General features: G+C 68.3%; 14 protein-coding genes. 4 read left to right on the forward strand and 10 right to left on the reverse strand.

Annotated features, from left to right (window positions below; translation table 11 throughout):
• Positions 1-34: 34 nt before the first annotated feature.
• The 4 genes from H1R19_RS15810 to H1R19_RS15825 all read right to left on the reverse strand — a co-directional run bounded on the left by H1R19_RS15810 (position 35) and on the right by H1R19_RS15825 (position 3,796).
• Positions 35-916, reverse strand: coding sequence for a lysophospholipid acyltransferase family protein (locus H1R19_RS15810; protein ID WP_219849519.1), 882 nt, complete (start codon positions 914-916; stop codon positions 35-37).
• Complete coding sequence (locus H1R19_RS15815; protein ID WP_219849520.1) at positions 913-1,821, reverse strand: GNAT family N-acetyltransferase; 909 nt, start codon at positions 1,819-1,821, stop codon at positions 913-915. Before H1R19_RS15815 ends, H1R19_RS15810 begins: the two co-directional genes overlap by 4 nt.
• A gap of 179 nt (positions 1,822-2,000) precedes the next feature.
• Positions 2,001-2,957 (reverse strand): electron transfer flavoprotein subunit alpha/FixB family protein, encoded by a 957-nt coding sequence (locus H1R19_RS15820; RefSeq protein WP_188327621.1) that lies wholly within the window; start codon positions 2,955-2,957, stop codon positions 2,001-2,003.
• Positions 2,958-3,010: 53 nt separating this feature from the next.
• The gene (locus H1R19_RS15825) at positions 3,011-3,796 is read right to left on the reverse strand and encodes an electron transfer flavoprotein subunit beta/FixA family protein (protein WP_188327620.1); all 786 of its coding nucleotides are present in this window, start codon (positions 3,794-3,796) and stop codon (positions 3,011-3,013) included.
• Between the two features lie 186 nt (positions 3,797-3,982).
• Between H1R19_RS15825 and H1R19_RS15830 the strand changes: the two genes are divergently transcribed.
• Genes H1R19_RS15830 through H1R19_RS15840 form a run of 3 tightly spaced genes read left to right on the forward strand, consistent with a single transcriptional unit; the run spans position 3,983 to position 7,620 of the window.
• The gene (locus H1R19_RS15830) at positions 3,983-4,801 is read left to right on the forward strand and encodes a class I SAM-dependent methyltransferase (protein ID WP_219849521.1); all 819 of its coding nucleotides are present in this window, start codon (positions 3,983-3,985) and stop codon (positions 4,799-4,801) included.
• 3 nt (positions 4,802-4,804) lie between these two features.
• A complete protein-coding gene (locus tag H1R19_RS15835) occupies positions 4,805-6,349 on the forward strand; it encodes a 1,4-alpha-glucan branching protein domain-containing protein (protein WP_219849522.1) in 1,545 nt (514 codons plus the stop codon).
• Complete coding sequence (locus H1R19_RS15840; protein WP_219849523.1) at positions 6,349-7,620, forward strand: glycosyltransferase family 4 protein; 1,272 nt, start codon at positions 6,349-6,351, stop codon at positions 7,618-7,620. The genes H1R19_RS15835 and H1R19_RS15840 overlap by 1 nt, the downstream gene beginning before the upstream one ends.
• Before the next feature lie 102 nt (positions 7,621-7,722).
• Here the strand turns inward: H1R19_RS15840 and H1R19_RS15845 are convergent, their stop codons facing one another.
• Positions 7,723-8,472: an acyltransferase gene (locus H1R19_RS15845; RefSeq protein WP_188327616.1), complete on the reverse strand. Its 750-nt coding sequence runs from the start codon at positions 8,470-8,472 to the stop codon at positions 7,723-7,725.
• Positions 8,473-8,564: 92 nt separating this feature from the next.
• Here H1R19_RS15845 and H1R19_RS15850 point away from each other — a divergent pair, with 92 nt between their 5' ends.
• Positions 8,565-9,902, forward strand: coding sequence for an outer membrane protein assembly factor BamB family protein (locus H1R19_RS15850; protein ID WP_188327615.1), 1,338 nt, complete (start codon positions 8,565-8,567; stop codon positions 9,900-9,902).
• Positions 9,903-9,977: 75 nt separating this feature from the next.
• Here the strand turns inward: H1R19_RS15850 and H1R19_RS15855 are convergent, their stop codons facing one another.
• The 5 genes from H1R19_RS15855 to H1R19_RS15875 all read right to left on the reverse strand — a co-directional run bounded on the left by H1R19_RS15855 (position 9,978) and on the right by H1R19_RS15875 (position 14,134).
• Complete coding sequence (locus H1R19_RS15855) at positions 9,978-11,177, reverse strand: THUMP-like domain-containing protein (RefSeq protein ID WP_188327614.1); 1,200 nt, start codon at positions 11,175-11,177, stop codon at positions 9,978-9,980.
• Positions 11,178-11,235: 58 nt separating this feature from the next.
• Positions 11,236-11,493: a hypothetical protein gene (locus H1R19_RS15860; protein WP_188327613.1), complete on the reverse strand. Its 258-nt coding sequence runs from the start codon at positions 11,491-11,493 to the stop codon at positions 11,236-11,238.
• 77 nt (positions 11,494-11,570) lie between these two features.
• Complete coding sequence (locus H1R19_RS15865; RefSeq protein WP_219849524.1) at positions 11,571-11,951, reverse strand: hypothetical protein; 381 nt, start codon at positions 11,949-11,951, stop codon at positions 11,571-11,573.
• A 372-nt stretch (positions 11,952-12,323) separates the two neighbouring features.
• Complete coding sequence (locus H1R19_RS15870; RefSeq protein WP_219849525.1) at positions 12,324-13,298, reverse strand: class I SAM-dependent methyltransferase; 975 nt, start codon at positions 13,296-13,298, stop codon at positions 12,324-12,326.
• 47 nt (positions 13,299-13,345) lie between these two features.
• Positions 13,346-14,134 (reverse strand): enoyl-CoA hydratase-related protein, encoded by a 789-nt coding sequence (locus tag H1R19_RS15875; protein WP_219849526.1) that lies wholly within the window; start codon positions 14,132-14,134, stop codon positions 13,346-13,348.
• Positions 14,135-14,154 lie beyond the last annotated feature (20 nt).

A 14,154-nucleotide genomic window follows, 5' to 3' on the forward strand; every position in this document is an offset into this window, starting at 1 on the left:
TGGCCCGCACATCGCGGGCGCTGTCCGGAGGAACCTATATGAGAGAACGGGTGATGTCACTTTCCTGGCGGGCCGTGTCCCCGCTGACCACGCGCTCGCAGCGCCGCGCGAGCTCACGCCGGTCCGCGCCCGGCGGCTCGGCCGGATGGACCCGCACGCCGAGGGTCAGACCACGGGCCCGCAACACACGGCGGAGGGTGTCGACCGGCGTGTCGGCCCCGATGAAACTCGGGGCCGTCGCCGTGGTCCCGTCGACGCCGCGGAAGCACAGACCGACCGGGAACACCGGCACCCCGGCGTCGATCGCGGCCTGGAAGAACGCCGGACGGAACGTTCCGCCGGTCCGCCCGCAGTACGTGGTGCCCTCGGGGAACACGATGACCGGGTCCCCACCTGTCAGCCTGCCCGCCACCTGCCCGACGGTCGCGGGCAGGCTCCTCAACGCGTGGCGATCCACGGTGATGACGCCGAACCGGCCGGCGAGCGAGGACGCGACCGGGATGTCGACGACGTCAGATTTGGCGACCACATGTGCCGGGCTGACCGCGGCGAGCGCCAGGACGTCGAGGAACGAGATGTGGTTGGCGACGACGAGTCCCGCGGCGGCAGGATCGGGGCGCCGGTCGTCGATGTCGACGGCGATGCCCAGCGCTCCGAGCAACGCGCGCGACGCCCGACCGCGCAGGGCACGTGCCGGACGGCGCCTGGCCCGGGCGCCCAGGCCTGCGGTCAGTGCCGCCCAGACGATCCACACCACGACCGTGAGGAGACGGCACAGCCGCCACGCCACGATCGATGCCTCCGCGACCGCGACGAACCGCCTCGACACCCTGGGGCCGATGCACGGCTCGCCGCAGGTGCTGACCGGGAACCACGGATGCAGCGTGGCGACCGGGCCGGCCAGCAGCGCGGTCATGGTGCCGCGAGTCCGGGATCGGTCGCCGTCTGGGCCCGGCCCAGCCTCTGGGCGGCCGACCGCAGGCGATCGAGATAGCGCTTGTTCGTACCCTCCCGGTCGAGCAGCGTGAGGAAATCCGCGACGTCGAAGACGTCGTCGACGGCCGGCTCCCCGCAGATCCGGGCGCCCACGCGCAGATATCCGCGCATCAGCGGGGGCATCCCGATCGTCTCCGACGGCGTGACGTTCTCGAGCGGGCGCCCGCCGATGCGCGGGTCGGTCAGGGGGAATGCCTGGCGCCCGGACTCACGATGGTCCTCGTTCAGGCGGTCGCGGACCGCGCGCAGCACCGAACCGGGCATCGGCTCTCCCGGGCTGTACAGCGGCACCGACACACAGCCCATCAGATACCGGTGGTTCGCCTGATCCATGTACTGCAGCAGCGCCGCCCACATCAGTGCGGTGACCGAACCGTCGCGGTGGTCGGCGTGAACGCAGGCTCGCCCCAATTCCACTGTGTCCGAGACGATGTCGTTCATCTCCCGGAGGTCGAACTCGGTCGCCGAATACCAGCCGCCCGCGGCGATGGCTCGTGACGGGGCCAGCAGACGCGCACAGCCGATGACGCCCTCGTCGGCATGGCGGACCACGAGGTGCTCACAGAAGGCGTCGAAGCGGTCGGCATCGCGGCCGGTGGCGGAGTCGCCGATGCGGTCGGAGAAGCCTGGCTCATCGGCGAATACGCGATAGCGCAGCTCCTGGGCGGCGACGATGTCGGCCGGATCGTCGGAGACGACGACACGGATCGGGCCGGCGGACAACAGGGTTGACGGAACGGCGCGGGAGAACCGGTCGCGCGCGACGCGGTCGGTGACGGCGGACTGCATGGCGTTCATGACCGCAATGAAAGCCAGACCGGGCATCGCCGCGGCCACCGCAGCGTGTCGTGTCGATGCGGTTCGAGTGAATTCGCTTCGCACCCCGGTGGATTCGCGCCTCGCAGATGGCCCGGTGGTGACGACCCCGGAACGCGCGGTGACCCCCGACGCGAACGTCGGGGGTCACCGGGGTACTGCGTTGATAGCGTGCGGTGATCAGCAGATCACTTGCGCTTCTTGACCTCTTCGGTCAGCTGCGGTGCGACGTTGAACAGGTCGCCGACGATACCGAAATCGGCGATCTCGAAGATCGGGGCCTCTTCGTCCTTGTTGACCGCGACGATGGTCTTCGAGGTCTGCATTCCGGCGCGGTGCTGGATGGCGCCGGAGATGCCCAGGGCCACGTACAGCTGCGGCGACACGGTCTTGCCGGTCTGACCGACCTGGAACTGGCCCGGGTAGTAGCCGGAGTCGACCGCGGCACGCGAGGCGCCGACGGCGGCACCGAGTGCGTCTGCCAGCTCCTCGACGACCGAGAACTTCTCGGCGCTACCGACACCACGACCACCGGAGACGACGATGCTCGCCTCGGTGAGCTCGGGACGGTCGCCGCCCACGTTCGGCTCGACCTTGGTGATCTTGACTGCGCCCTCGGCGGCTGCCGGGACCTCGACGTCGACACGCTCGCCGGCACCGGCCTGCGGAGCGGCCTCGACGCCACCCGGACGGACCGAGATCACCGGGGTCTCGCCCTTGGCCTGGGCGTCGACGGTGAACGCGCCACCGAAGATGGAGTGGATGCCCACGCCGCCTTCCTGGACGTCGACGACGTCGGCGAGGACACCGGAGCCCAGCCGCACGGCCAGGCGGCCCGCGATCTCCTTGCCGTCGGCGGTCGCCGCGACCAGGACACCGGCCGGGGACGCCGATTCGGCGATCGAGGCCAGCACGTCGACCTGCGGGCTGATGAGGTAGTTGCCCGCATCGTCGGATTCGGCGACGTAGATCTTCTCCGCGCCGGCTTCCTTGAGTCCGTCGATGATGCTGTCGGCCGAACCGGGCTTGCCGACGACGACTGCCGACGGGCTGCCGAGAGCGCGGGCGGCGGTGATGAGCTCGCTGGTGACCTTCTTCAGGGCGCCTTCGGCGTCCTGCTCCACGAGCACGAGTACTTCTGCCATGTTGGTTTTCTCCTGAATGTCTGGGGGTTCGCCGGTGGTCTGCGTGGAGAGGATCAGATGATCTTCTGGCCGACCAGGTACTCGGCGACCTTCGTGCCGCCGTCGCCTTCGTCGGTGACGCGCTCGCCCGCGGTCTTCGGCGGCTTCGGGCTGGAGGCGTTCACGACGGAGCCCGCGTTCTCCAGACCCACATCGCCGGCCTCGACATCGATCTCGGCGAGGGTGAGGATGGTGACTTCCTTCTTCTTCGCGGCCATGATGCCCTTGAAGGACGGGAAGCGGGGCTCGTTGATCTTCTCGTTGACGCTGACGATCGCCGGCAGGCTCGCCTCCACGTGGAAGATGCCGTCGTCGGTCTCACGCTCGCCCTTGAGGGTCTCGCCCTCCAGGGTGAGCTTGCGGAGATGGGTGAGGTGCGGGAGTTCGAGGTATTCGGCGATCATCGCGGGGATCGCGCCGACGCGGCCGTCGGTCGCCTCGTTGCCGGCGATGACGAGCTCGACACCCTCGACCGTGCCGAGCGCACGGGCCAGCACGTACGCGGTCTGGACCGCGTCGGAGCCGTGCATGAGGTCGTCCTTGATGTGGATCGCCTTGTCTGCGCCCATCGACAGTGCCTTGCGGATGGCATCGGTGGCGCGCTCGGGCCCCGCCGTCAGGATGGTGACCTCGCCCCCATCGGCCTCCTTGATCTTCAGCGCTTCCTCGACGGCGCGCTCGTTGATCTCGTCCAGGACGGCGTCAGCGGCCTCACGGTCCAGGGTGTAGTCGTCGTCGGACAACTTGCGCTCGGACCACGTGTCGGGAACCTGCTTGATCAGTACGACAATGTTTGTCATGGGTCTTCGTCGACCTCCTGCATCGGGTTCGGCAACTTACCGGCGGGTAAGGCCATGGGTCTTCCCCACTTTAGCCTCTACTCCGGTCTCACTAAACATCGACTACCTCACACAATGAGCACGACCGGTCGCTCGGTCGGTACTGACGACCCAGGGCCCCGAACCCCATGCCCTACGCTCTGTCAGATGACTGACGCTGACCTTGGTTCCCCGCCGGTTGCCGGGGCGAGTGGTCTCGAGGCGCTCGACACCGACCAGCAGCTCGCGCTCACCGGCGAGCGGACCGTCCCGGGAATTCCCGCGGAGAACTACTGGTTCCGGCGGCACGAGATCGCCTACCACCACATCCGTGCGCGCTGCGCGGGTCTCGATGTCCTCGAGGCCGGTTCGGGTGAGGGCTACGGAGCGGCGATGCTCGCCGCGGCCGGGGCGTCGTCGGTCATGTGCATCGACTACGACGCCACCGCGGTGGAGCACACGCGGCGGCGCTACCCCGGGCTCGTGGTCCATCAGGGCAACCTCATCGACCTTCCACTGGCCGACGCCGCGGTGGACATCGTCGTCAATTTCCAGGTCATCGAACACCTCTGGGATCAGCCGCAGTTCATCGCCGAATGCCACCGGGTACTGCGTCTGGGTGGCGCACTGCTGATCTCGACGCCCAACCGCATCACCTTCTCCCCCGGCCGCGACACCCCGCTCAACCCGTTCCACACGCGTGAGCTCGACGCCGCCGAACTCACCGAACTCCTCGTCGACGGCGGCTTCACGATCGAGTCGATGCTCGGCGTGCATCACGGACCTCGCCTCGCCTCGCTCGACGAGAAGTGGGGTGGATCGCTCATCGACGCCCAGATCGAGCGAGCGCTCGCCGGTGAGCCGTGGCCGGACGACCTCGTCGCCGACGTGGCGGGCGTCGGCGCCGCGGACTTCGAGGTCGCCGACTCCTCCGACCGTGACATCGATGCCTCGCTCGATCTGTTCGCGGTGGCGATCCGGGCCTGAGGAGTGACCATCAGCACATCATCGGTGCCGGGTCAGTTCACGCTGGTTCTGCACTCACATCTGCCCTGGCTCGCCAACCACGGTCGCTGGCCCGTCGGCGAGGAGTGGCTCTATCAATCATGGGCGAGCTCGTACCTACCGCTCATCGGCGTACTCGAGCGCCTCGCGGCCGACGGGTTCACCGATCAGCTGTCACTCGGCATCACCCCGGTGCTCGCCGCCCAGCTCGACGACCCGCACTGTGCCGCGTCGATGTACGAATGGCTCGGCGACTGGCAGCTGCGCGCGATGCAGGCCGCGATGTCGTCCGACGCCGACCGCGCCGACGCCGGGCGCCGGGAGTTCCTCGACGCTCAGCGGGCCCTCGACACCTTCGAGACACGCTGGCGGCACGGCGCATCGCCGTTGCTGCGCGGTCTGTCGTCCAGCGGCGTCGTGGAGATCCTCGGCGGACCGCTGGCACACCCGTTCGCACCGCTGCTCGATCCGCGACTCCGGCGGTTCTCGCTCACCGAGGGCCTCGCCGACGCGCATGCGCGCTGGGGTCTCGATCCCAGCGGGATCTGGGCACCGGAGTGCGCCTTCGCCCCCGGCATGGAAACCGAGTACGCGCACGCCGGCGTCGGGCACTTCATGGTCGACGGCCCGACCCTGCACGGTGACACCGCCCTCGGGCGTCCCGTCGGCGACAGCGGCGTGCTCGCCTACGGCCGCGACCTGACGATCAGCTACCGCGTGTGGTCGCCGAAGTCGGGATATCCCGGCCACGCCGCCTACCGCGACTTCCACACCTACGACCACGAGTCGGGACTCAAGAGGTTCCGGGTGACCGGACGCGCCGTACCGGGCGAGGCGAAGAAGCCCTACGACCCCGCACGTGTCGACACGGTGATCGACCGGCACGTGGAGGATTTCGTCGGGCACGTCCGCGAACGCCTGATCGACGAGTCGGCGCGGATCGGCCGGCCCGCGCTGGTCGTCGCCGCGTTCGACACCGAGTTGTTCGGGCACTGGTGGCATGAGGGCCCGGTGTGGCTCGAACGTGTGCTGCGCCGTCTGCGCGAGGTCGGGGTGAACGTCGGAACCCTGGCCGGCGCAACGGAATCCGGATTCGTCGGGGCACCGATGGAGCTGCCTGCGTCGTCGTGGGGGTCGGGCAAGGACTGGCGGGTGTGGAACGGGCCCGCGGTGCACCACCTCGTCGACCTGAACGCCGAGGTCACCGACACCGCGCTCGACGCGGTCGCCAAGCTGCTCGATCGCGGCGGCACACGCAGCCGGGTCGCCGACCAGATCGTGCGGGAGACCCTGCTGACGGTGTCGTCGGACTGGCCGTTCATGGTGTCGAAGGACACCGCCGCGCAGTACGCTGTCTCCCGAGCGCACACGCATGCGCACGCCACCAGGGAGATCAGCGACGCGGCGATGCGCGGCCGCGACGATGCTGCCGCGACACTCGCGGCGTCCTGGTCTCGCGCCGACAATCTCTTCCCGGCACTCGATGCGCGCCGGCTGCACGCGATCATGACTGCCGAGGGGGGCATCTGATGAAGGTGTTGTTCGTGTCCTGGGAGTACCCGCCCGTCGTCGTGGGCGGACTCGGACGGCACGTTCATCACCTGGCGACCGCGATGGCCGCCGCCGGACACGACGTCGTGGTCCTGACCCGACGCCCGTCGGGCACCGACGCCCTGAGCCACCCGACCACCGACACCGTCGCCGAAGGGGTGCGGATTCTCGCGGTCGCCGAGGACCCGCCCGAGTTCGAGTTCGGGCAGGACATGATGGCCTGGACCCTCGCGATGGGGCACGCGTTCATCCGCGCGGGGCTCAAGATCCTTGCCGGCGCCGGGAGCGTGGCGAGCGGGCCGAGGTGGGTTCCGGAGGTGGTGCACGCCCACGACTGGCTGGTGGCGCATCCGGCGATCGCATTGGCCGAATTCTTCGATGTCCCTTTGGTTTCCACCATCCACGCCACCGAGGCCGGGCGGCACAGCGGCTGGGTCAGCGGGCGGACCAACCGGCAGGTGCACTCCGTCGAGTGGTGGCTGGTCTCCGAATCCGACGCTCTCATCACGTGTTCGGCGTCGATGCGCGACGAGGTCAACCGGCTGTTCGGCTACGACGCCGCCGACATCTCGGTGATCCACAACGGGATCGACGTCGGCACCTGGCCGTTCGCGGCGCGCACCCGTACGGGCGGTCCCGCCGAATTGTTGTTCGCGGGGCGGCTCGAATACGAGAAGGGTGTCCAGGATCTGCTGGCCGCACTCCCCCGGATCCGTCGTACCCATCCGGGCACGACGCTGACGATCGCCGGCGACGGCACCCAGCGCGAGTGGCTGCTGGAACAGGCCCGCCGGCATCGGGTGAGCAAGGCCGTGACCTTTCTCGGGCCGGTCGGCCACGACGAGCTCGTGACGTTGATGCACCGCTGCGACGCCATCGTCCTGCCGAGTCGTTACGAGCCGTTCGGCATCGTCGCACTCGAGGCTGCCGCGACCGGGGCCCCGCTGATCGTCTCGACGGCCGGCGGCCTGGGCGAGGCGGTCCGCGAGCCGGACACCGGCCTCACCTTCGAACCTGCCGACGTCGCCGGACTCGCCTCCGCGGTCCGGGCCACGCTGTCCGATCCCGTTGCCGCGGCCCAGCGCGCACGTCGCGCCCGGGCGCGGCTGACCGCCGAGTTCTCCTGGGCCGAGGTGGCCGAACGCACCGCGACCGTGCATCTCGCCGCCAAGCGGCGCGTGCGCCACGCCGTCGGACGCCCCGACATCCCGGTGCGTCCGCTCCCGGAGCGGGATCCGGCGCAGCCCTGACCCTTCGAGGCTCGCTTCGCTCGCACCTCAGGGAGCGGGCGGGGCTTCGCTCGCACCTCACGGACCGGGCGGGGCTTCGCTCACACCCCGGTGAGCGGGGGGTCACTCCCCGTTCTTCGCCGCGGCCTTCTTGCGTTCGATGTCGGCGAGCGCGCGTTCGAGTTCGGCGCGTTCGGCCGCATTCGACGCCCAGTCGTCCATGCGGTTCTTGACCACCCGGGCCGGGGCGCCGACGGCGATGGCGTAGTCCGGGATGGTGCCCTTGACCACTGCGTGCGAGCCGAGAACGCAGCCCCGGCCGACGATGGTGTTGCGCAGCACCGACACCTTCGCGGCGACCCACGTGTCGGGACCGATGCGGACCGGACCCTTGACGATGCCCTGATCTTTGATGGGCAGGGTGATGTCGTCCATCTTGTGGTCGAAGTCGCAGATGTAGCACCAGTCGGCGACGAGTGTGGAGCCACCGATCTCGATGTCGAGGTAGGCGTTGACGACGTTGTTGCAACCGAAGACGGTCTTGTCGCCGATGCGCAGGCTGCCCTCGTGGCAGCGGATCGAATTGCCGTCGCCGATGTGCACCCACCGGCCGATCTCCATGCGTGCGAGCTCGGGGGTGGCGTGGATCTCGACGTTGCGCCCGAGGAACACCATGCCGCGCAACACGATGTGCGGGTTGGCCATCCGGAACCGCGCCAGGCGGTAGTAGCGCACGAGGTACCAGGGGGTGTACGCGCGATTTCGGCGTACCCAGCGCAACGAGTCGAGGGTGAGGAATCGCACCTGCGCGGGGTCGCGGCGTCGGCCTGCGCGCCGGCGGGCCCGGTAGGAGGCGTTCCACATCGTGGTCATGACGACAAACCCTAATCGACCCGATTTTCGCGCACGATAGGCTCACTGCTGGCACGTCTCGTGCCGGTGAGGAACCGACCATGAGGAGCGCGATGGCCTTGGCACGACCGCAGGTGTCCCGACACCGCCGATCTGCGCTGACCCGCCTGTTCGTGGCCGTGACGGCCGTGTGCTCGCTGGCCCTCACCGCCTGCTCCGACGGCCACATCGACGTCCGGTCGGTTCCGAGTGTCGGCTGGCCCAGCTATGGCGGAGTGCCCGGCAACGCCAACTTCGCCTATGCCGACGTTCCCGACGACCTGACGCTCAGCTGGACGCGCCCGACGGGCGGCCCGGTCACCGCACCGGTGACCATCTCCGGCAAGGGCAACGTCGGGGTGACGTCGAATGCGGCCGACGGGTGCAACGTGCTCGTGCTCGACGGCCGGTCGGGTCGCAAGAACTTCTGCAAGGACATGCGGGCGGGTGTCGAGATCAACTCGATGCTCGTCGACCAGTACGACCAGACCTACCTCGGCGAGGAGTCGACGTTCCTGGCGTTCAACGCCGGTGGCGCGATCCGCTGGCGGGCGGGCGTGATCGGCGTGCCGCTGTCGGCGAAGTTCGCGGCCCCGAATGTGGTGCTGGTGGCGACGACGCAAGGCCAGCTCCTGCTGATCGACACGCAGCGCAATGAGCTGCTCGCCCCCGAGGTGAAGCTGCGCGCCGACGCCGACCCGGCACAGCCTCTGCGCGGTTTCGGCGACTGCGTCCGCAACGGCCCACAGTGTGCGATCCCCGCTCCGCCTGCGGTCGACACCGGCCGGGAGCAGTTCTACCTCAACTTCTTTCCCGCTGACGCCCGCACTTCACAGGTTCGTGCGATGAAGTACAGCGCCGTGGGCGGCGCCCGTGAGGTGCGGACGGCCTGGCAGGCCGACGTCCCCAGCGGTGTCATCGGCACACCGACCCTGTCGGCCGACGGCGCCACTCTCTACGTGTTCTCCCGGGACGGCAAGATCGTCGCCCTGAACACCGACGACGGTTCGACAAAGTGGACCCAGGACATCGGCGGACACGGCTTCGCGACGATGACCGTGTCCCCGGACGGCCTGATCATCCCGACCGGTTCACTCGGTGCGCCCCTGACCCTGCTGCGCGACGCCGGCAACCGTGCCGAAACCGTCTGGCAGCGTAAGGACTTGGCCACCGTCAGCCTCTCGGCGTTGACCCAGCAGCAGACCGCGTGGACCGTCGCGCGCGACCCCGGCGAGGACACACTGTCGCTGGTCGAGGTCTCCACCGTCGACGGCGCCACCAAGCGCACTCTGCCGCTACCGAATTCGGCCGGCTTCGCCACCGGTATCGCGGTGTCGTACTCGGGTCAGATCGCGACCGCCACCAATCTGGGCGAGGTGTACTTCTTCGACAGCAAGGCCAACGTCGAGTAGTGCCGCGCAGAGTGAGGGACGCGTATCGGAAATCGATACACTTCCCTCACTCTGAAAAACCGGGACAGCGTCCGATCAGAACCGGACGCCCGGCTCGCAGACGAACGCCGTACCCTTGCGTCCGATACGGGTGAGCACCACCGACAGGGGACGAGAACCCTTGAGCTTGAGCTTCTTCCGAAGACGGTCGGGGTCGACGTCGAGCCCGCGCACGAGGATCTCGAGTGGTCCGCAGTCCAAGGCTGTCAAGGTCTTGCGCAGCACCTTCTCCGTGACACCGACCTGATCGAGCACGCGGAAGCCGCGCGCCCCTTCGGGCACCGAATCGCCGGTGAGATAGGCGATCTGCGGGTCGAGCTGCCACAGTCCGAATCGGTGCGCGTAGTGGCGGACCAGACCGGCCCGCACGATCGCACCGTCCGGATCGACGATCCACTCCCCCGCCTCACCGTCGGGCACGTCGTCGTCGGCGTCGTCGGTGATCTCGAAGGTCGTCACCACGCCGTCGGGTCGTGTCCGCAGAACTGTCGCCCGGCGACCCGACCCCACACCCGGTCCCGACCACAGGCATGCCTCGCGCACACCACCGTCGAGCGAGACGATCTGCACCTCACCGTCGAATCCGAAACGGTTGCGCAGCATCTGATGATCAAGCCCCGGCGCACATTTCACGATCAGCGGTCGCCCGGCGTAGGTGGTCAGCAGGTCGAGCAGCGGCGGTGTGAGTTGGTCGAGACGGAACACGCGCCCGCCATCGGAGCGGCGTGCGGGGTCGGCGAGGACGACATCGGCAGTGGAGGTCGGGGTCAGCGCATCGGCGACCAGGAGCGTGGCATCGGGCACGTTGTGGCGTGCCATCGCGAGCCGAACCCGATCGAGGTCACTTCCGATGGCGCGGGCAACACCGGGGGTACGCACCAACTCTCGCAGTTCCGCACCGACCGAACAAGTGATGTCGTGCACGACCGCACCGGGGAAGCGTTCCGCGATCTCGGCCGCGCGATGGGCCGCGACGATCGATGCCGTTGCCTGCTGCAGCGCGTCGTCGGTGAGGAGAAGGGCGTCGGGTTCCCGGAGCTTCGACGCCGCACGCCGGCGGCAGCGAACCGTCTCGATCAGCGCAGCGTCGTGCGGGGCGTACCGGCTGCGCGCCTCGGGAATGTCGGCCAGCATCGACGACGGGGTCAGCGCGAGACCGGAGACCATCTCCAGCGCTTTCTCACCGTGCCGCGAGCGCAGGAAAGCGACGTCGTCGAGGCTGAAGGAGTAGCTCATGGTCCTTGCAGGCTACCGTCGCCGACTCGGTCACCCCTGCTCGGCCGGACCGAGTCCGCTACTCGCGCAACTCCGAGAGGGCCAGCACGACCGTCTTGCCGTCGTCGGTCCCCATGGAGTCGTCGTCGGGGTCCTGGTGGACCAGCGTGAAGTGCCTCACCTCGGCGAGATTCAGGACATGAACGGTACCTTCGACCTCGAGCACGATCGGCTCGCGCTGCGCGACAACCTGCCGGAGGTACTGGGTCACCTCCGACACCGGTTCGGTGAAGAGCAGCCGAATCTCGAATTCGCCGGACGTGAGCAGGGTGGCCATAGGCCATCGTCCCATGCATCCGGTGCGCCCGGAACGCAATTGCCGAGTCTGAGTGCGCCCGGACAGAGAGCTGACGACTACAGCGTCGTAAGTTCCTGTTCGAGTTCGGCTGTCGGGTACTGGCCGATGATGTTCGACGTCCAATCCGAACCACGGGTCGTGTAGTCCAACTGCATGCCCACAGTTGTTGTCTGCGCAGTTCGCATCACTACCGCGTCGTCCGATTCGGGCGGTTGCTCAGCCCCCTGCAGCCAGGCCAGCTTGAATGCGTGACGCTGCGGGTAGAAGCACGCCACCACAGTCATGTCCTCGCCATAGTTGCGGAATACGACTTGAGCGACTTCGTAGGCGGGATCAGATTCGAGGCACACAACAGCGCGCCCCTCGGTCTGCTGCCGAAACTTCGGGTCGCGGAGGAGCCGTGAATACAGCCGCCCAGCCAGCGCACGCTCAGACATCGTTCCAACTCCTTGCCAGCGCCTGCCACTGCTTATCCATCCAATCTTGCTTGAGGTCGGCGTGCCTGTCCACGACAGCCTCATCCCATGTGGGTTGGACGCAGCCGCTGTCTGGACGGTTCCCTGCCGGAGTGCTGCGAGTACGCGCCCCGACGAAAAGGCTGTTGCCACATGGTGAACCCGCCGGTTGGCCGACTCACTCCACGACCTCCGTCACTTCTAAGCGAGCGGAGATCGCGGCCGGCTGCGACGAGGCGATAATTTTCTTGGCCGCGAGCTGAGGACCGGACGGCAAGGCGTCCGCAGCGATGTTCGATCAATCTACCGCGGACGCCTTGCGGGTACCGGTGCGCGAGAGCGCTCTGACCTCGCCTAATTAGGCTTGGTGCCGGTGACCACCACGTTGTAGAAGAACTTGGGCGGCACGACCTTACGGAGCACGTTCTCGTCGAGCCAGGTCAGGCGCTTCCACCCGCCGAAGGCGAATCGCGCCCAGCCCCAGCCCAGCTTCTCCGGCGGCACCGCCGCCTCGAAGGTCCGCACCGGCCAGCCGAGCATGGCGGCAGCCAGTTCTTCGGTGGCGGTGTCGACCTTCGCGGCACCTGCAGCGCGCGCGATGCCCGCGAGCTCGTCGGGGTCGAAGGTGTGGATGTCGACGACGGCCTCGAGTGCGGCGGCGCGGGAGGATTCGTCGAGTTCCTCCTGCGGACGGCGCCAGCTCTGCAGCGGTCCGAATTTGGTGATGTTGGTGGTGATCGCCCACGTCGCGCGGCTCATCCACCGCGCGTAGAAGTCGCCGATGGTCGACGGTTCACCGGCGAACACGAACCGCCCGCCGGGCTTGAGCACGCGCAGCACCTCGCGCAGCGCCTGCTCGACATCGGGGATGTGGTGCAGCACAGCATGTCCGACGACGAGGTCGAAGGTGTTGTCCTCGTACGGGATCTTCTCCGCGTCGGCGACCCGGCCGTCGACGTCGAGGCCGAGGTTCTCCGCGTTGCGCAGCGCGACCTTCACCATGCCCGGCGACAGGTCGGTCACCGAACCCTTCTCCGCGACGCCGGACTGCATGAGGTTCAGCAGGAAGAAGCCGGTGCCGCAGCCGAGTTCCATCGCACGCCCGTACGGCAGCGGCTCCTCGGCGGAGATGGCGTCGAAGCGTCCGCGCGCGTAATCGATGCAGCGTTCGTCGAAGCTGATCGACCACTTCTCGTCGTAGGTCTCGGCCTCCCAGTCGTGGTAGAGGACCTGTGCGAGTTTGGTGTCGGTGAGCGCGGCCTTGACCTGCTCCTCGGTGGCATGCGGGTTCGGCGCCGGATCGATACCCGGAGTGGCGTCGGTGGTCATGATCGCTTCCTGTCGCGTGGGTGTGTCGGTTCAGATGCTGGGTCGGGTCAGTGTCCGACGAATTTCGCCTTGCCGGGGCCGTTCTCGAGGAAGGACGCCAGGCCGATGGCGCGGTCCTCGGTGGCGAACAACGGCGCGAAGAGCTGTTCCTCGATCTTGAGTCCGGAGGCGAGATCGACACCCAGCCCCTGGTCGACGGCCTTCTTGACGGCGGCGAGCGCCACCGACGCGGCGCCGGCGAATTGTCCCGCCCACGCCAGCGCGGCGTTGTAGACCTCGTCGGGGGCGACGACCTCGTCGACCAGCCCGATCTCGAGCGCTTCCTCCGCACCGACGAAGCGACCGGTGAACATCAGGTCCTTCGCCTTCGACGGGCCGATGAGCCTGGCAAGTCGCTGCGTGCCGCCACCGCCGGGGATCAGGCCGAGCAGCACTTCGGGCAGACCGAGCTTGGCGTTGTCCCCCGCGATGCGGCGATCGGCGCCGAGGGCCACCTCGAGGCCACCGCCCAGGGCGTACCCGGTGATCGCGGCGACCGTCGGCTTGGGGATGTCGGCGATCGCACCGAGGTCGTGCTGCAGACGGCCGGCGACCTTGCTCATCTCGGCGTAGGTGACGTCGTTCATCTCCTTGATGTCCGCACCCGCGGCGAGCACCTTGGGTCCGCCGTAGACGACAACGGCTTTGATGTCGTCGCGCAGCGTCGCCTCCTCGGCAGCCGCGGCCAACTCGGCCTGCACCTGACGGTTCAGCGCATTCATCGGCGGACGGGCCAAGAGGATGGTGCCCACGCCCGGATGGTCGTCGGAGGTCTCGAGGGTCACGAACTCAGGCATGGTCGAAGGCTACCGGTTGG

It is taken from the genome of Gordonia jinghuaiqii (assembly GCF_014041935.1).
In the GTDB taxonomy this organism is placed as follows: domain Bacteria; phylum Actinomycetota; class Actinomycetes; order Mycobacteriales; family Mycobacteriaceae; genus Gordonia; species Gordonia jinghuaiqii.